15 protein-coding genes are annotated in these 17236 nt (G+C 40.3%); all 15 read right to left on the bottom strand.

Annotated elements, in window-relative coordinates; genetic code table 11:
- Positions 1-7: 7 nt before the first annotated feature.
- Positions 8-664 carry a flagellar basal body P-ring formation chaperone FlgA gene (gene flgA / locus EAL44_RS00370; protein ID WP_121073498.1) on the bottom strand — a complete coding sequence of 219 codons (657 nt, stop codon included), beginning with the start codon at positions 662-664 and terminating at the stop codon, positions 8-10.
- Positions 661-2706 carry a DNA helicase UvrD gene (uvrD, locus tag EAL44_RS00365; protein WP_162970301.1) on the bottom strand — a complete coding sequence of 682 codons (2046 nt, stop codon included), beginning with the start codon at positions 2704-2706 and terminating at the stop codon, positions 661-663. Before uvrD ends, flgA begins: the two co-directional genes overlap by 4 nt.
- Positions 2706-5240, bottom strand: coding sequence for a tetratricopeptide repeat protein (locus EAL44_RS00360; RefSeq protein WP_121073491.1), 2535 nt, complete (start codon positions 5238-5240; stop codon positions 2706-2708). The genes uvrD and EAL44_RS00360 overlap by 1 nt, the downstream gene beginning before the upstream one ends.
- A gap of 9 nt (positions 5241-5249) precedes the next feature.
- The gene (gene serS, locus EAL44_RS00355; protein WP_121073488.1) at positions 5250-6497 is read right to left on the bottom strand and encodes a serine--tRNA ligase; all 1248 of its coding nucleotides are present in this window, start codon (positions 6495-6497) and stop codon (positions 5250-5252) included.
- On the bottom strand, positions 6498-7295 hold the full coding sequence (locus tag EAL44_RS00350; RefSeq protein WP_121073485.1) for a carbon-nitrogen hydrolase family protein: 798 nt from the start codon (positions 7293-7295) through the stop codon (positions 6498-6500).
- Positions 7296-7298: 3 nt separating this feature from the next.
- A complete protein-coding gene (locus EAL44_RS00345) occupies positions 7299-7559 on the bottom strand; it encodes an exodeoxyribonuclease VII small subunit (RefSeq protein ID WP_121073482.1) in 261 nt (86 codons plus the stop codon).
- 11 nt (positions 7560-7570) lie between these two features.
- Positions 7571-8311 (bottom strand): bifunctional demethylmenaquinone methyltransferase/2-methoxy-6-polyprenyl-1,4-benzoquinol methylase UbiE, encoded by a 741-nt coding sequence (gene ubiE, locus EAL44_RS00340; RefSeq protein ID WP_121073479.1) that lies wholly within the window; start codon positions 8309-8311, stop codon positions 7571-7573.
- A 9-nt stretch (positions 8312-8320) separates the two neighbouring features.
- A complete protein-coding gene (gene hemJ / locus EAL44_RS00335; RefSeq protein ID WP_000395098.1) occupies positions 8321-8767 on the bottom strand; it encodes a protoporphyrinogen oxidase HemJ in 447 nt (148 codons plus the stop codon).
- A gap of 10 nt (positions 8768-8777) precedes the next feature.
- Entirely contained in the window at positions 8778-9350 is a 573-nt protein-coding gene (locus EAL44_RS00330) for a YigZ family protein (RefSeq protein ID WP_121073476.1), read from the bottom strand.
- Positions 9337-10467 (bottom strand): ABC transporter permease, encoded by a 1131-nt coding sequence (locus EAL44_RS00325; RefSeq protein ID WP_121073473.1) that lies wholly within the window; start codon positions 10465-10467, stop codon positions 9337-9339. Before EAL44_RS00325 ends, EAL44_RS00330 begins: the two co-directional genes overlap by 14 nt.
- The gene (locus tag EAL44_RS00320; protein WP_121073469.1) at positions 10464-11561 is read right to left on the bottom strand and encodes an ABC transporter permease; all 1098 of its coding nucleotides are present in this window, start codon (positions 11559-11561) and stop codon (positions 10464-10466) included. Before EAL44_RS00320 ends, EAL44_RS00325 begins: the two co-directional genes overlap by 4 nt.
- 11 nt (positions 11562-11572) lie before the next feature.
- Positions 11573-12562, bottom strand: coding sequence for an HlyD family secretion protein (locus tag EAL44_RS00315; RefSeq protein WP_121073465.1), 990 nt, complete (start codon positions 12560-12562; stop codon positions 11573-11575).
- A gap of 11 nt (positions 12563-12573) precedes the next feature.
- Positions 12574-14106, bottom strand: coding sequence for a TolC family protein (locus tag EAL44_RS00310; RefSeq protein WP_121073462.1), 1533 nt, complete (start codon positions 14104-14106; stop codon positions 12574-12576).
- On the bottom strand, positions 14103-15452 hold the full coding sequence (locus EAL44_RS00305) for a hemolysin family protein (protein WP_121073459.1): 1350 nt from the start codon (positions 15450-15452) through the stop codon (positions 14103-14105). The genes EAL44_RS00310 and EAL44_RS00305 overlap by 4 nt, the downstream gene beginning before the upstream one ends.
- 102 nt (positions 15453-15554) lie before the next feature.
- Positions 15555-17156: an inorganic phosphate transporter gene (locus EAL44_RS00300; RefSeq protein ID WP_121073456.1), complete on the bottom strand. Its 1602-nt coding sequence runs from the start codon at positions 17154-17156 to the stop codon at positions 15555-15557.
- Between the last annotated feature and the right edge of the window lie 80 nt (positions 17157-17236).

Raw genomic sequence — 17236 nt, 5'->3', positions numbered from 1 at the left:
ATATCCTTTATAAGATTTGCGCTTTAGAGCTGCTCAACACTTTTGCTTTTAAGATTTTATTGCTTTCTAAATTTTTCGCTTGAATGATTTGATTAAGTGCGCCATTTTCTAGGGCTTTTAGGCTTATTTCTATGCTGATTTGCCCCTCTTCATACACCCCGGTGATAATGTCGTTTTTACGCACGATGATTAAGGCTTGGGTTTTATCTGCGCTTAAAAGCGTGTCAGGGGGGATAAAATGTTTCGCGCTCACTCTATCAATCGCGCCCTCTAATAAGGGGTTAGAAAACGCGCCAAACAAAACGCGCTCTTTTTTGGTGTTGTTAGCGGTAATGTTCTCGTCTTTTTTAATCGCGCTTATGCTTTTAAAAGCCTGCATGCTGCCTATCACGCTATAACGCACCGGTAGGCGTAAATTAGGCTCATTTTCCAATTTTAAAAACACGACCCCATCTTTTTTAAGCTTGTTAGAAGCGCTCAATTCATAGCTTAAAATGGAAGCATGAGAAAAGCGCTCTGGGATTTCTAAATTGATTGTTTCAATTTCTAATTTTAAGTCTTTGTATTCTTTGAGATAAGTTTCTTTAATCCCTGTTTTAAGCGTATTTAAATCTAGGGCGAAGAGCATGTTTAAACTTATCAAAAAAAGGGTTAAAATTTTCAAAACTCGTTATCCACTTTTTCTACAAATTTTTCTGAGATTTTATCATAGACATTCCCTCCGCAATTGATTTTCAAGCACAAACCGCTCAAGCCCTTTTCCACGCCTAAAACCCTACCGGTGCCAAAAATCTTATGTTTGATCAAATCCCCCACTTTAATGGGCGTATTTTTTTGGTGATTTTGTTTAGGGGGTTTTTCTTGTTTGAGCAACTTGGCTTCTTCTAAAAACATAGAGGGCGAGCAAGAAATTTTTCTCCCAAAATACGAACGCTCTTTGACATAAGAAAGTTGTAATTCTTCTTTAGCCCTAGTGATCGCTACATAAGCCAAACGCCTTTCTTCTTCCAAATCGCTTTCTTGATTGAACCCCCTATGCGGGAAAAACCCTTCTTCTAATCCGATCACAAACACATGCTTAAACTCTAACCCCTTACTCATATGCACGCTCATGCAGCTCACTTTTTGCGCGTTTTCTGTGTTATGGACATCTAACACGCTTTCATTCAAAAAATCCAATAAAGAATGCGTGGGGTTAGTTTTAAAATGCTCTTTCACTAAACTCAAAAGCTCTTTAACAAAGCCCTCTCTTTCTTCGTAATTGTCTTCTTTTTCATAGCTTTTTAAAAGGTTAGTCTCTTCTAAAAACTGAGCGCAAAACTTCTCTACTGAAATTTCAAAAGCCTCCCTCAAACGCCCTATCATAGCGGTGAATTTCTTTAAAGCGTATTCGTTTTTAGGGTTTAGTTTGTCTTTAAACGCCCCAATTTTTAGCGCTTCTTCTAAATTCAAATCCTCTTCATCTAAAAGAGAAAAAATCCATTCTTGAGTGATCTTGCCAAGGCCTCTTGGGGGCTTGTTTAAAACGCGCTTAATAAAAAAGCGATCGTCTTTTTTCGCCACTGCATGCATGAACGCCAAAGCGTCTTTAACCTCAGCTCTTTCATAGAAACTCACCGCCCCAATGAGCCTATAAGGGATATTCAAAGCGTTCAAGCTCTCTTCAATGCTGCGGCTAAGCCCGTTTAAACGATACAAAATAGCGATATTTTCTAAATTTTCGCCTTTCTTTAAAAGGGCTTTGATTTGATAAGCCACATCCAAGCTCTCTTCTTTTTGCGTCAAATATTCTTTACAAACCACGCTTTTATGCGAGCCTTTGAAACTTTGAAGCGTTTTAATGTGGCGGTGTTGGTTATGGCTAATAAGGGAGTTAGCGCACGCTAAGATTTCAGCGCTAGAGCGATAATTGGTCTCTAATTTCACTATTTTAGCCCCCTTAAAATGCTTGGAAAAATTTAAAATATTAGAAATATCCGCCCCCCTAAACCCATAAATGCTCTGATCGTCATCGCCCACCACGCACAAATTATGGTGCGCGCAACTCAATTGTTTTAAAAATTCTAGTTGCAGGGCGTTCGTGTCTTGGTATTCATCTACCATAATGTAATGGTAGCGCTCGCTAACCTCTTTAGCGAGTTTTTCATTATCTTGTAAAATCTTAAGGCTTAAACAAAGCAAATCGTCAAAATCCACTAAATTGTCTTTTTTGAGTGCGTTTTGATAAAGCTCATACGCTTTATAACATTCGCTATCTTGCATGCTCAAATCCATCATGCCGTTTTTGATTTGAGAAATATTGGCTCTAAAGTTTGAAATTTTGAGCTGTTTACACAGCGTTTTGACTTCATCGCTATCTAGCACCGAAAAATCGCACGCTCTTTTTAAAAGATTCATGTGTTGCCTTAAAAACAGCAAACCAAAACGATGGAAAGTGCAAAGCAAGGGGGGGATAAGGGCTTGGTTTTTTAATAATTTCAAAGCCCTTTCTTGCATTTCTTTACTCGCTTTATTGGTGAAAGTGAGCGTTAAAGTGTTTTCGCTAGGCACGCCACAAGCGCCAATCAAATACGCCAAACGGCTCGTTAAAGTCTTGGTCTTGCCGCTCCCAGCTCCCGCTAAAATCAACAAAGGCCCTTGAATGTGGCTTGCAGCGATTTTTTGCGCTCCGTTCAAATTGTCTAAAATGCTTTTTTCAAAACCCATTATTCTAAAAACTCGCCCTTTTCTTCTTGGTTTAAACGCTCTTTTAAAAGGTTGGTATCAATTTCAAAATCAAAATAAGGCGAAGAAAAATCAGAGGTTTTAATGGCTAAAAAATGGTTTAATGCGGATTTTAAATCCCCTTTTCTTTGATACAACAACCCTAAAGCGTAACGGATATTTTCATTATTCGGATCGTCTAATTTCCCAAGCTCTAGCCATAAAGCGGCGTTATTGTAATTATTCTGCGCGATATAAGTCAAACCCGCTAGGATTTTTAAGCGCACCTCATTATCCTTAAGCCCATCAATTAAGTTTTGATACAACGCGCTTGCTTTTTCATACTGGCCTTGAAACAAACTCACTAACGCTAAATTTTCTAACCAATCGTTAGGGGCTTCTTTCTCTTCTAAACTGGCGATTTTTTGCTCCAATAATCTTTCTTGATGATCCAAATCATTGACCATAAACCCCATGTAAGCGTAGAAATGACGCCCTAAAATAGGCCCTTGCATGGTTTGATCCCAACTGATTTTATGCGAATCTAAAAGGGTGTAAATGCTTAAAGTGTGCCGGATACTCGCATCATAATACGAGACGATTTCATAAAAGATATTAGAGATGAGATCTTTAGGGAGCATTTTTTTTAAATGCCCAAAAGATTGCACCATCAATTTTTTATCCTTGCTCTCTTTAGCGAACACCGCTTCTAGTGCGTAATAAAAAGGGAGCTTTTTAGGGGCGTTTTTAAGCCAGTCCATATCCCAATTCGTGCGGTAATTCAAATAAGCGATGAGCGAAGAGAGTAAGGCTTTTTGCGTGGGGCTAGAAAAATCCTGACTATAAAAATTCTCGGTGATTTCTCTTAAAAACTCCGTGGTGTCTTCGTGGGTGAAATGCGAGGCTAAAATCGCAAAAACCGCGCTCAAATAATCCGCAGAGTTTAAATGAAAAGCCCTTAAAAAATGGAAATAAGCTTTGTGGTAATTTTCCAATTGCGCATAAATCAAGCCCGTATTATAATGGAGGAGCGCGTTATTGGGGCTATTTTTTAAAGACAAATCAAAAAAAGAAAGGGCTTTTTTTAACTGCTTGTTTTCTAACGCTTTCAACCCTTTGAGCGCGTTTTTATCCGCTATCGCCATCAAACGCCCCCTTTTAAAAGCAAGGCTTGCCCCCTCTAAATCCTTTTGCGCTTCAGAGTCTAAAAGAAACAGCCCCTCTTCAATCACGCCTAAAGTTTCTTTAGAGTCTAAAACCTTAAAAGGAGCGTAATAAAACAGCAAGCGGTAAATAAAATCCCTCTTGCCTTCAAAATATTGCGTGTTCCAAAAACGCTCTTTGGCTCTTTCTTTGTCTAAAAAAATAGGGTTTATAGTGGGCTTGATGGGGTAAAAAGAGTTGGCTAATAGCGTGTCTTCTTTGGTGTGGCTGGCTAATTTTAAGGCTTCGCTCGCTTTAAGGGTGTCGCCTTTTTTCAAACTCACCAATTCCAAAGCCATCAAAGCGTTTAAATCTTTAGGGTAGTTGTGCAAATAATGCTGCAAATGCTCCAAAGCCTGCTTGTAATGGCCCAAACGGGCCTGCAAAAGCCCTAAAGCGAGCTCATCTTGGGCGTTTGCGCTTTTTTGTAATTGCTTGTAAGCGTTGGTTTCATCTTTAAACATCAAAAACAATTTAGACGCTAAGCGCGCGTTAGGCTTTAAAAAGGCGTTGGAATTAGGGTGCATTAAAGGCGAAAGGGCTTCAAAATACTCTCCAGCGTAATAGGATTTGAGCGCGTAAGCGTAGGAATAAAAAGACTTTTTGTAATCTTTATACAGAGTGTCTCTTACAATTTTTAGATAGTGATCATACAAATCCTCATCTTGCAAATGATAAGCGCTCACTAACGCATCAATCGCGCTCACGCTCGCATTTTCTTTAGAAGCGATACTGGAATCAAACAAATCCAACGCCCCGTTAAAATCCTTTTCTTTAAATTTAATCACCCCTAAATTATGGCTCGCAATCCCTTGCGAAAAAGAAGCGGCTTTGTCAAACAGGTGTAAGGCTTCATCTTTTTGCCCTTGCTCATACAAAAGGCTCGCTTTTTTCATGATCGCATCCACTTGATTTTCATCGTTTCGTTTGAGGGAATCTTTGCCGATTAGATCGGGTAAGTCTAAATTCTCTATTTGCCCCTCGGCTTGCGCGTTGTTAGCGTTGTTGGTGTTATTAGGCGTTTCGTTATTGGTGGTGGCGGTATTAGTTTGTAAAGAAGTTTGTTTATTTTCTTTTTTATGCCCTAGTAACAAGCTCAAAATTACAATGAGCGCGATGAGTGAAAGCAATATTCCAAGCGCGATATAAAGCTTTTTTTTATTGTGTAAAATCTGTTTAAAAAACTCTTTAGAGCTTTTGATTTTATTAATCGTCTGCTCCAAAGCCTGCTTCAAAGAGGGGATTTTAGAATGAATGCCCTTTAAGGGGGTTTCTTTTTCGTTTTTGTTTTCGCCCCCTTTTTCTTCTAATGAATTTTGTTCTTCATTCAGCACAAACTAGCCTTAAAGGTATTTTTCTAACGCCTTAGGAATATGAATGCTCCCATCCGCTTGCTGGTGGTTTTCCATTAAAGCGACCATCGTCCTGCCTACCGCTAAAGAAGAGCCGTTTAAGGTGTGCGCTAATTGGTTTTTTTGATTTTCTTTGAAGCGGATTTTGGCGCGCCTGGCTTGAAAATCCCTCGTGTTAGACACCGAGCTGATTTCTCTGTAGCAATTTTGCCCAGGCAGCCACACTTCAATATCTATCGTGTTGCTCGCGCTAAAGCCTAAATCCCCACTGCACAATTGCACGAACCGGTGCGGTAATTCCAAAGCCTTTAAAATCTCGCTCGCGCTCTCTAGCATATATTCTTGCATCGCATCGCTTTCTTTAGGGTGCGTGATAGCCACTAGCTCTACTTTATCAAATTGGTGCTGTCTTATCATTCCTCTTGTGTCCTTGCCCGCGCTCCCTGCTTCGCTCCTGAAACAAGGCGTGTGCGCGGTCATTTTAATGGGGAGGTTTTCAACACTAATAATGGTGTCGTTGTATAGATTGGTGAGCGTTACCTCAGCGGTGGGGATCAAATACAAATTTTCATTTTCTATTTTAAAAACATCTTCTTTGAATTTGGGTAATTGCCCGGTCCCAAAAAGCATTTTTTCATTCACTAACGCCGGCGTGTAGATGATTTCAAAACCATTTTTTTCATTAAAATCCAACATTAAATAAATGAGCGCGCGATAAATTTTCGCTCCAAAACCTCTGATGACCGAAAAACGGCTTTTAGCGAGTTTCACGCCGCTTTCAAAATCAATCCAACCATTTTTTTGAGCGAGTTCAAAATGTTCTTTGGGTTTGAAAGTAAAAACCCTGGGGGTTAAGATTTTTTTAATTTCTATATTGTCTTCTTCATTCGCACCTAAAGGGGTTTTTTCATCCACTAGATTGGGGATTATGGAAAGCTTTAAATCCATTTCTTGTTCTGCTTCGCTCACGCTTTTGGAAAGCTCATTCAGTTTGATTTTATTGTTTTCTAGCTCTTTTTTGAGATCGCTTGTATCCACTTTTTGAGCCATTTTAATACCAAATTCTTTAGAAACCTTGTTTTGAAAGGCTTGCAAGCCTTCTAATTCAATGAGCTGCTTTTTATAATGCGTGATGACTTCGTGCAAACGCTCTAATTCATCATCCATCGCATGGTTACGCTTTTTTAAAGAAAGAGCCACCTTGTCAAAATCTTGCAATAAAAGTTTTCTATCAATCATTCAACCCTCTTTAATCGTTCTAAAATGCCACAATTTAGCCCATTTGTCTATATCGTTTTTATCTATTTGAGCGCTCAAAGCCCCCATTTTACCCTCTAAAGAATCTTCAATAGCGCCATTAGGCAAGGCCACAAAACTATCCCCATAAAATTTCCACAAAAATTCGTTTTTTTGATCTTCTTCTACAATGATCTGGCGATACGCTCCGATCCTATTAGCCCTAACCACCACGCAAGAAGCGCAAAAAGCGCGCATCTGGCACAAAAGCCGCCACCTTTCATTGGATTCAAAAGTGGCCACGCTGCTTAAAAGCACCACATCCACGCCCTGATTTTTAGCCTGAACCCATATTTCATCAAAATGCGCTTCAAAGCCAAACAAAGGGGCGATTTTTAAGCCGTCTCTTTCAAAGACGAGCAATTCTTTAAAAACGCTTTTTTCATTGTCAAAAAAGCTTTCTTCATCCCAGTGAGGATAGGGGATTAAGCGTTGTTGCGTGTAATACTGAATATTTTCTTTAGAAATGAGGGCGATTTTTTTATAGATTTTAGAATGTTCTTCTAAAAGCACCGGGGCTGAAATGATCAAATCCAATTCTTCGCATTTTTGAGAGAGGAAGTCAATCGCTCGTTTGGATTGATCGCTGATTGCATTCGCATCCAATCCCATGTTATGGTGGAAAAAGGGGTTGATCACGTATTCAGGCAACACCACTACGCTTTGCTCGGGTATGGAGTTGCATAAAGATTGCATGAGATTTTCTTTAAAAGACTCTAGCTGTAAGGCAAACACTTGCATGCTTTAAGCCTTTTTGTCTGGCGTTTGGAGTTTTTCATACTCTAAATAAGCGTTTTCTAAGAGCTTTTGCGCCAAAAACAATTCTTGCATGGCTGTTTTATACAAATCCATCCCGTCTTTTAAGGATAAATTAGGATCATTCAAGCGATCTATGGCTTGCTCTAGGGAATGAACATGCTCTTCAAAACTTTTTTTAGGGGCGTTTTTAGCGCTTTTAGTGTTTTTTTGGGGGGCTTTTTCGGTTTCAAACAAGTCGTCTTGCATGGGGCATTCCTTTAGCTTTTTTTCACAAGCATGGTCGTTGAAATTTGAGCGATAGAATCTTCAGTCCTTAAAATCTCAAACCCTGCGTTTTTTAATTCATGTTTCAAGCCCTCTAAACTCAAAAACCCTTCAATGGATTGCGGCAAATAAGAATAAGCGCCATAATTTTTACTGATAGCTCCTCCCACTAAAGGCAAAACCTTATTCGTGTAAAACCCTGAAATTTTATCCAACCATGTGGGGTTGTCTTTTTTTAAAAATTCTAAAATCACTAAAACGCCCCTAGGTTTTAACACCCTAAAAAACTCTTTTAAAGCTTCTTGTCTTTCCACGATATTACGCAAGCCATACGCAATAGAGAGGATATCCACGCTGTTATTTTCAACGCCTTTTAAATCTTTGGCTTGAGCTTGGATGAAAGAAGCTTTGTTTTCAAGCTCTTCACATTTTTTAATGGCTAATTCAAGCATGTTATTAGAGGGGTCAATCCCCAAACATTCCTTAAACTCTATGCCGCAATGGAGAGCGCTTTTTTGCCAAGCTATGAGCATATCCCCCGTCCCGCATGCCACATCCACAAGCCTTAACGCTTTCTTGTTTTCCAAAAACAAAAACGCATGCTCGCAAGCCCTTTGGCGCCATTTAATATCTAAGCCAAAACTCATCAAGCGGTTGGCTTGATCGTAAGAGCTGGCTATATCATCAAACATGTTGATGATTTTTTCTTGCTTGAGGTGCTTTTCTTTCTTCATGGCTTGTCTTTAAAAAGGCTTGACAACCACTAAGATCACAATGAGAATCATTAAAATCGTGGGTATTTCATTAAACACACGATAAAACCTTGCGTTTCTTCTTGTAGGGTCTTTTTCCAGCTCGCGCATGCATTTTTTGCAATAAAAATGATAGGCTAAAAGTAAGATCACTAAAGCCAACTTAGCATGCAACCAACCCCCACTTTTAAAGAGTGTAGGCTCTATCAACAACATTAAAATCCCTGTAATCAGCGTGAAACCCATAGCCGGCGAAGCGATAAAGGAATAAAGCTTTTTTTCTTGGATTTTAACCACGCCTACAAACTCTTTTTTATGCGCGTTTTCTGCATGATAGACAAAAAGGCGCGGCAAATAAAATAACGCTGCCATCCACGAAATGACCGCTATCACATGGAAAGCCTTAACCCATAAAAAATACCCGCTCAAAAATTCCATACTACTCTCCCTAATTTATCTTATTTTGTTGTAAAAACGCTTGCAAATTTTCTCTTTCGCCGCTGATTTCCACTTCCACGCTTTGGTTTGAAAAATTCTTTTTGTTTAATTGTAAGCTAAATTTCTTAATTTCACGCTGAAGAGCGTCTAATTCTTTGTAAGAATAATGAGCGCTTAAAGTTTCCAACTCCACAAAATCCTTCAAAGCGTTTTCTCTTTGAGCGTTTTCTACGCATAATAACGCACTAGTGGCATAAGCTTTCATCAAGCCCCCCACCCCTAAAAGCGTGCCTCCAAAATAACGCACGCTCACTAATCCTATATTGATCAAACTCTCTCGCCTTAAAACGCTAAGCACAGGCATTCCTGAACTCCCTTTAGGCTCGCCATCATCGCTAAAACCCTCCGTGATTTTACCCTCTAAAGAATAGCGGAACGCCGTTACAAAATGCGCGGCTTTAAAATGCTCTTTTTTCAATTGCAAAAGGGTTTTTTCAAAATCGCTAAAAGGCATAAGATACCCTAAAAAGCGAGACGCTTTAGTTTGGTGCTTGGAAGTGATGAGGTGTTTAAGCGTTTTCACAAGCTTTCTTTAAAGAGCTGAGTTTGAACACGCACCCTATAAAACTCACGATAAAAATCGCAATAAGTGCGTAAAAATGGATGGAAACATCTATAAATTCCGCATGCATTTGATTCAATCGCCCGAGCAAACTGATCCCATGATAAGCTGGCACTATTTGAACGAAAGCCTGTAAATAAGAGGGCAAGGATTCAAAAGGCCACACAAAACCCATCATAAAAATCAAGGGCAAAGAAGAGATTAAAACGATTTGAGTGGTGTGGGCTTCATTTTTGATCCATGCCCCTAAAAACGACCCCAAACTCAAGGCCGCAAGCATGAAAATCAAGCTGTTCAAAAACACCATTAAAGCGCTCCCATGCCGTTCGATCCCATAAAAAGAAAACAGCGCCCCAAAATACCATAAAATAAAAACGCTAAACGCCCCCATGAACACCAAGAGTCTTGCGCACAGCCTTAAAGCGATTTGTTTTTTGTCTAAAAGGGCCAATTCCAAACGCCTGGAGCTAGTAAACATGCTGCTTGCAATGAGCATCACCTGGTGCAAAATGAAAATAAACACGCTAGAGAGCGCGTAATTCAAATACCCCTCACTAGGGTTATACAAAGCGATAGGCCTGATTTTAATCCCGTCTGTCCCTAATTCAGCTTCTTCTATTTGAGCGTTGCGTTTGAACCTTATTTCATCGTTTAAGGCGTTGATGCTCCCCACCACCGCATTCGCTAAGGCGCCATAAATCAAAAAGTAATTGGCGTTCGCATAAAAATCTATCGTTACAGGCACTTGTTTATAAATATTGGCTTCAAAATGCGAAGGGATATGTAAGATCCCATAAATTTTTTCTTCTTTTAAAAGCTTTTTAGCTTCTAACATAGAGGGGCTAAAAAAAGCGATTTCTAACTCGTTGGAGCTTTGTGCCATGAAGGCTAATTGCCTGGAAAGAAAGGAATTGTCTTCATCTACAAGGGCGATTTTTTGCTGCGTTACGATGTCTTTCAAATAAGGCAAAGGATAAAGCAAGCCATAGATTAAAGGAGCGCCTATAAGGATTAACAAAACGCCCTTATGAGAAACAATAGCCCTTAATTCCATTAAAAGGATTTTAAAAAAATTCATGCGCTAGCCTTGTCTTTTTTAAAAGAAAAATAAAAAATCAAAAGCCCTAAAGCTAAAAAGATTAAGAAAAACACAAGCGGCATTAAAGAATTTAAAGACTCGGTAAAATCCGTCTTATAGTAAGCCTCTTGTAAAAAGAACTTCATAAAATGGCTAATGGGCAAGCAATGACTCCAAAAATCCCCAAAAATTTCCATGTTGTTTTGCGGGTAAGTCACCCCAGCAAACGCAAAGCTTGGAGCGGTATAGACCCCAATCGCGCCCGCAGTTTCAATAACGCTTTTTGAAATGCCATAAACTAGCACCACAAACCCGCTCATAACGAGCGCCATTAAAACTACCGCCAAAAAGACCAACAACAAATGCGCATAATGCCCCTGCATGCCAATGAAATTAAAATAAAACGCCATGCCCATCCCCCAAAAGCTAAACACGCACACATTCGCTACAATACTGATCAAAAGCTCGCGCATGTTAGAGGTTTTTTGAATGAAATTGAGCATGCCAATCGCAATGAAAATAAGCCACATGCAAGGCAGCATCACGCTTAAAAGGTATTGCGTGTAATTGTTTTCTTCATTGTATAGGGCATGCAATTGCAAAACAATAGGTATTGCTTGGGCTTTAGCCAAAATCAAATTGGAATCTCGCACTAAAGCTTTGGTGGCTAAGGTTTTAGCGTCTAAAGTCAAAGCGGTTTGTAAAAAGGCGTTTTTGAGCGTTTTCCCCACTAAAACATACTCCGCATTATAATAAAAGGGCAAATCCACCTTTCGCCCCATTTTAATTTTTTTCTCTAAATCTCTAGGCAAAACTAACGCCCCATACGCTTCAGAGGAATTTAAAAAGCGTTTGGCTTCTAAAAGGCTAGCCACTTGGTGTTTGATTTGAAGCGCGCTCGTTGCGCCTAATTCAAACGCTACCTGATGGCTTGTCGTGGTCTTATCCAAATCCACCACCACGATAGGGAGCTGTCTTGGGATTTCTTGTTTAAAGATTTGCGTGCCTAAAACCCCTAAACAAAAAGGCAATATAAAACACACGACAAACAAGAACTTGTCTTGTAAAACCCATGCGCTTATCAATTTGAACAAAACAATCCTTTTTAAGGTTTAATGGTAACTAACACGCTCATCCCTACCCTAAAATTTTCCAACTTTTCTAAGGGTATGGCCTCCACTTCATAGCTTTTCATGTCGTAAGTGTTGGAATTGTTCGTCGCTTTCCATGTTGCAAAATCGCCCATAACGCTCAAATATTTAACCCTAAATTTCGCGCTTTTTTTCAACGCTGGGATATAACCCTCAAATTCCTTACCCACCTTAAACTCGTTCAAATACTTTTCAGGCACGCTGATTTTTAACCAACTATCCTTTAAATCTATCATGAGCACCACAGGAAAGCCCTTAGGGCTAAGCTCACCGCTGCTTAAAAGCACATTACTCACTTCCCCATCAATAGGGGCTGTCGCTTTGACATCTTTTAAATAAGACTCCACTTCATTCACTTGCCCTAAAGCCGCGCTCTCTTTAGCCTTAGCGGCAATCTTGCTTTCAGAGCTCGCCCCCCCTAAAGCCATTTTATACTTTTGGTAAGCCGCGCTCTCGTTGTATTTGGTGCTTTCGTAAGCCGCATAGGCTTCATCGCGCTTTTGCAAGCTCGCCACGCCGTTATCATACAAATCTTGAACGCGCTTATAAGTCTCTTTGGCTAAAGTGGCTTGAGATTTTGCCGCTTGCCAAATGTCTCTTGCAGAATTGATCGTTTCGTCTCTTGAGCCTCTTTTGACTTCATCGCTAAGCGCTTTAGCGGCTTTATGCCCGGCTTCAGCTTGAGCGAGCTTGGCTTCTAATTCAGGGCTAGAAATGCTAAAAACCAAATCGCCCTTTTTAATGCGATCGCCTTTTTTAACAAACACCTTTTCAATGCGGCCAGGGACTTTGGAACTCACGCTGTATTCTCTGGCTTCCAAAAACCCTTGCAGCACTTCAGCCTTAGGGCGATAAGCTAAATAAAAAAGCACGATTAGCCCTAATAATAAAGCCCCACCCCCTGTAAGAATCGCTTTATTTTTATCCAACATGCTGTTTGACATGATTTTTTCCTTTAATAAACAAATTCATAAAATAAATCAATATGATCGCTTAACGCCATTAAATTCGCTAATGAAACAATGTATTTATAAGCCACGCTTTTTTGCTCCACGATGATAGAAGAAAGCGTGTTCCTTGCATCAATGACTTGAGCGTTCGTGCTTAAGCCTTGTAAAAAAGCCTGCTCTTGGAGTTTTAAGTTTTCCTTAGCTAATTCCACGCTAGAAAGCAAGCTTTTGTATTCTTTCAAATAAGAAAGCGTCTCTTTATAAGTCTTATTCACTAACAATTCCATGTTTTTTTTAGCCTGGATTTGCTCGCTACTGGCTTGCAACTCGGCTAATTTGCTCGCTTGGTATTTTTGGATACGCCCTGTGGGAGAAAGAATAGGCATGCGCCCGGCTACGCCCACAAACCAATTAGGGATCATGTCTTCAAACACCGAATTGTTTTGTTTCATGAGATAAGAGCCAAAAAAATGCACTTGGGGCAAGAATTTAGCGATCTGTAGTTTCGTGTTTTCTTTAGAAATTTGAACCTGATTTTCTAAAGTCTTTAAAGCCGGGTAGGAATTGAGCGTGGAAGCAACAAAAAAGCTCAGATCGGGCAGATTTTTCTCGGTGTGGATCTCTAATTTGCTTGAAGGCGCTAGATCGTCCTTGCTAGATAAAATGGAATTGAACGAGAGCTGCGAAACTTCTAACACGTCTTTAGCCTTAACGCTAGCGATATGGGCCTTATCATAAGCCACTTGAGCGCCTAAGGTTTCTACCCTAGCGATTTGCCCTACTTTTTGCATTTTCAAAGCGTTTTGGAAATGCTTATAATGGCCTTTTTCTACCTCTTCTAAAGTTTCAGCCACTTCTGCGTTTAACACCATGCCATAATACACGCTCACAAGCTCTTGAAAAGTGGAAAGCTTTTTCAAGCGATACACTTCATTAGCGTCTTTTTGCATCAAATCCGCAATGCGCACCATCGTGAATCTTGCCCCACCCATATACAGGGGATAAATAATGCTCAAAGCCCCAATCACCACATTTTGCTTAGAAAACAATAAGGGGGCTTCTAAAGTGCTGCTCAAAGCCCCAAAACCTTGCATCACCCCTTGCATGCCCGCTTGGATTTGAGGGGTTAGGACTTGAGGGGGGATATTTTGCTGGATGTTTTGCAAGCCTTGATGGATCTGGTTGGTGGCTTTTTGCACGCCCGCTTGTTTTTGGCTGGCAAAATCCATTTTAATAGGGTTAGAAAGATACACATAAAAAGCGCTCAAATCAATTTGAGGCAAAAAAGAAAGCTTAGCCGCTAATTTCATTTTACTCGCTCTTTTAATGGCGTATTCTTGCGCATGCAAGCCTTCATGATTAGACAATACCCTAGCCCATGCGTTTTTTAAAGAGAGTTTTTGAGCGTTAGAATGGTTCAAGGGTGCGCTGTCTTCAGCCAAATTCAAAGAAGAAGGCTCGGTTTGAGAAACTCCATCAACAGCATTTAAAAAGTTATTGAATAATAAGCCCAATACAAAGAGGGTTGTTTTTTTCATGCTTCATTTTCTCCATGATCTTGTTTAACCGCTTTCAAGCGTTTTATCCTGGCCCCATCCACGCTTAAGACTTCAAAAGAATACCCATGCGAAACGATTGTATCTCCCTCCATAGGCATGCGCTCTAACAAGCTGAAAACATAGCCCCCAAGCGTTACCTGCTCGCATTCTTTGTCAAATTCAATGTGAAGCACTTCTTCTACGCTCTCTAAATCCAGCATGCCCTCTAATTCAAACACGCCCTCTTCAAGCTTGTTCACGCCCTCTTGTTTCAAATCGTATTCGTCGCTAATCTCACCCATGATCTCTTCAATAATATCTTCCATAGTGAGCAACCCAGCCGTGCCGCCGTATTCATCAATCACCAAAGCGGTATGGATTTGCTCTTTTTTCATTTTGATAAGGATTTGAGAAATAGACGCGCTTTCAGGGACGATGATCATTTTCCTAACGATTTGCTTGAAATCATGCATTTTAGGGGTGAAAATAGAGCGAGAGAGCAAGTCTCTGATATGCACCATGCCGATAATGTTGTCTTTAGAGCCTTTACAATAAGGGTAGCGCGTGAAATGGCTTTTTAAAACAATGTCTATATTTTCTTCATAGCTGTTTTCTTCGTCCAAACACACCATGTCTTTTCGTGGGGTCATGATTTCTTTAGCGCTCGTGTCAGAAAAATCCACCGCGTTTTTAATGATTTCGCCCTCCACTGAATCAATAATGCCCTCTCTCAAACTCTCGCCCACAATGATTTTTAACTCTTCTTCAGAATGCGTGCCGTCATGCTCTTTAGGATTGATGCCCACTTTTTTTAAAAAGAAATGAGCGATCACATCAAACAGGCGCACCACCGGGTAAAACACGACCCAAAACACATGCAAAGGGCGCGCGGCAAAAAGAGCGGCTTTTTCAGATTTAGCGATCGCTAAAGATTTAGGCACGATCTCGCCCAACACGACATGCAAAAAAGTGATGCTTAAAAACGCTATAACCACGCTCATTGAATGGATAAAAATAGGATTTTCTCTCATATCCATAGACTCAAACAGTGCGGCTAACAATTTTGCGATAGCGGGTTCACCCACCCAGCCTAAAGCTAATGAAGAAAGGGTGATGCCTAACTGCGTGGCGCTCAAATAAGTGTCTAGTCTTTGACTCATCTTTAAAGCGAGTTTAGCGTTGGAATTACCGATTTTAACCAGCTCTTCTAAGCGGGTTTTACGCACTTTCACAAGGGCAAACTCTGAAAGCACAAAAAAAGCGTTTAACAGCACCAATAAAAAAGCAACCATCAACATCAAAATTGATTCAGACGGATCCAAATAAGCTCCTTGATTCCTCCCCATGATTTAAACCTAAAACCTAACGATAAATATAAAATATATAAAATCTTAGAATTTTAACATAAAAGATTAAGCCTAACTTTAAAAATCAAGCCTTCAAAAACCCTAGAAATACTTTTCTATAAAACCAAGAGCCACAAAAAGAAGCGTGCCTAAAAGCGCAGAAACCGGCACGGTTACCAACCAAGCGGTAACAATCTTTTTTAAAATGGAGCGTTTGATCACTTCTTCTTTATACACTTTTTTAAGCGACTTTTTTTCTTTCTTTTTCAATTCCAAAGCGATGGCGGTGTTCTTGCTTTTTTTCAAGCTCTCTAACATGAGCGATTTTTCTTTCAAATTGGCTTTATCAAAGCGTTCTAAAAAGCCCTCAATTTCTTCTAAATCTTCCCCAAAGTGCGCCGCTACAATGTTGTCTCTGATTCTGGCAAAACGCCTTCTGGATTGCTCCCTTAAACGCTCCCTTAAAAAGCCCACCCCAAACACCGCACCCACCACAATATGCGTAGAGCTTACCGGTAAGCCTAATTGAGAGGCTAAAAGCACGGTAATGACCGCAGAAAGCGCGATGCAAAAAGCTTGCATCTTGTCTAATTCTGTGATTTCAGACCCCACCGTTTTAATGAGCTTTGGCCCATACAAACTCAAGCCTAAAGCGATCCCAGCTGCCCCCACTACCATAATCCACAACGGCACAGAGCTTAAAGTATTCCCCATAGGGCTATTTGCATCTTCTAAAGTTTGACTGATCGCCGCTAAGGGGCCTATAGCGTTAGCCACATCATTAGCCCCATGCGCAAAGCTTAAAAGCGCGGCGGCAAAAATCAAAGGGACATTGAAAAGCTCATTAACGCTTTCATGGCTATTTTCTAATTGCGGGGCTTTTTTTAACACAAATCTTTTAAAAAGGATAAAAATTAAAAGCGCAAGGATACAACCGCAAGCCAATTGGATTTCAAAACCCACCGCATAAAGGCGTTTTAAAACCTTAACGATCAAATACCAACTGAATGTTAAGCTCATCAACGCTACCAAATAAGGCACGACCTTTAAAGCCGCGCTCTTTTTATCTTCTTTATAAGCGATAGTCTTTTTAATGAGCATTAAAAAAAACATAGCTATCAAAGCCCCCATTAAAGGCGAGATTACCCAACTAGCCACGATGCCTGATAAAAAATGCCAATTGATAGCAGACATTCCAGCTGCTGCCATTCCAGCCCCCATAATCCCCCCTACTACAGAGTGTGAAGTGGAAACGGGAGCGCCAATTAAAGTCGCTACATGCAACCACAACGCCCCACTGAGTAAGCTAGCCAACATGACATTAATGAAAATGTGCGCATCATTAATAAATTCAGGCGAAACGATACGGCCCTTAATCGTAGAAACCACTTCCCCCCCGGCAATGATCGCTCCAAGCATTTCGCAAATCGCAGCAATCAAAATCGCCCCGCCCATGCTAATGGCTTTAGAGCCTACGGCAGGGCCGACATTATTAGACACATCGTTCGCGCCAATATTCATCGCCATATACCCCCCAATCACGGCCGCAAAAATAAGCAACAATCCCTTAGAATTAGCCTGCCCAAAAATGAGAGCGAGCAAAGCGGCACCGATGAGAAACAAAAGAGCGAGAGCGATCTTTAAAGTGTCTTTTTGGAGTTTTTTGGAAGCTTTTTCAAACTCTTTGATGTTTTTAATTTCCATATCGTCATCAAAACCTTATTCTAATAGTGGCTCTATTCTATCCAATTAGCCCTTGAGCCACTCTTAAAAAGCGTTGTTTG

This window comes from Helicobacter pylori (assembly GCF_003637685.1).
In the GTDB taxonomy this organism is placed as follows: domain Bacteria; phylum Campylobacterota; class Campylobacteria; order Campylobacterales; family Helicobacteraceae; genus Helicobacter; species Helicobacter pylori_CJ.
The sequence above is the reverse complement of the archived record's forward strand: the minus strand, read 5'-3'. Positions and strand labels throughout refer to the sequence as shown.

What these genes read in the sequence shown, in the direction of transcription:
- EAL44_RS00315 (WP_121073465.1), bottom strand. Translation starts at nt 12,562, where the DNA reads ATGTCAAACAGCATGTTGGATAAAAATAAAGCGATTCTTACAGGGGGT.
- EAL44_RS00325 (WP_121073473.1), bottom strand. Translation starts at nt 10,467, where the DNA reads ATGAATTTTTTTAAAATCCTTTTAATGGAATTAAGGGCTATTGTTTCT.
- EAL44_RS00300 (WP_121073456.1), bottom strand. Translation starts at nt 17,156, where the DNA reads ATGGAAATTAAAAACATCAAAGAGTTTGAAAAAGCTTCCAAAAAACTC.
- EAL44_RS00350 (WP_121073485.1), bottom strand. Translation starts at nt 7,295, where the DNA reads ATGCAAGTGTTTGCCTTACAGCTAGAGTCTTTTAAAGAAAATCTCATG.
- EAL44_RS00310 (WP_121073462.1), bottom strand. Translation starts at nt 14,106, where the DNA reads ATGAAAAAAACAACCCTCTTTGTATTGGGCTTATTATTCAATAACTTT.
- hemJ (WP_000395098.1), bottom strand. Translation starts at nt 8,767, where the DNA reads ATGGAATTTTTGAGCGGGTATTTTTTATGGGTTAAGGCTTTCCATGTG.
- EAL44_RS00305 (WP_121073459.1), bottom strand. Translation starts at nt 15,452, where the DNA reads ATGGGGAGGAATCAAGGAGCTTATTTGGATCCGTCTGAATCAATTTTG.
- ubiE (WP_121073479.1), bottom strand. Translation starts at nt 8,311, where the DNA reads ATGAAGAAAGAAAAGCACCTCAAGCAAGAAAAAATCATCAACATGTTT.
- uvrD (WP_162970301.1), bottom strand. Translation starts at nt 2,706, where the DNA reads ATGGGTTTTGAAAAAAGCATTTTAGACAATTTGAACGGAGCGCAAAAA.
- EAL44_RS00345 (WP_121073482.1), bottom strand. Translation starts at nt 7,559, where the DNA reads ATGCAAGACGACTTGTTTGAAACCGAAAAAGCCCCCCAAAAAAACACT.
- serS (WP_121073488.1), bottom strand. Translation starts at nt 6,497, where the DNA reads ATGATTGATAGAAAACTTTTATTGCAAGATTTTGACAAGGTGGCTCTT.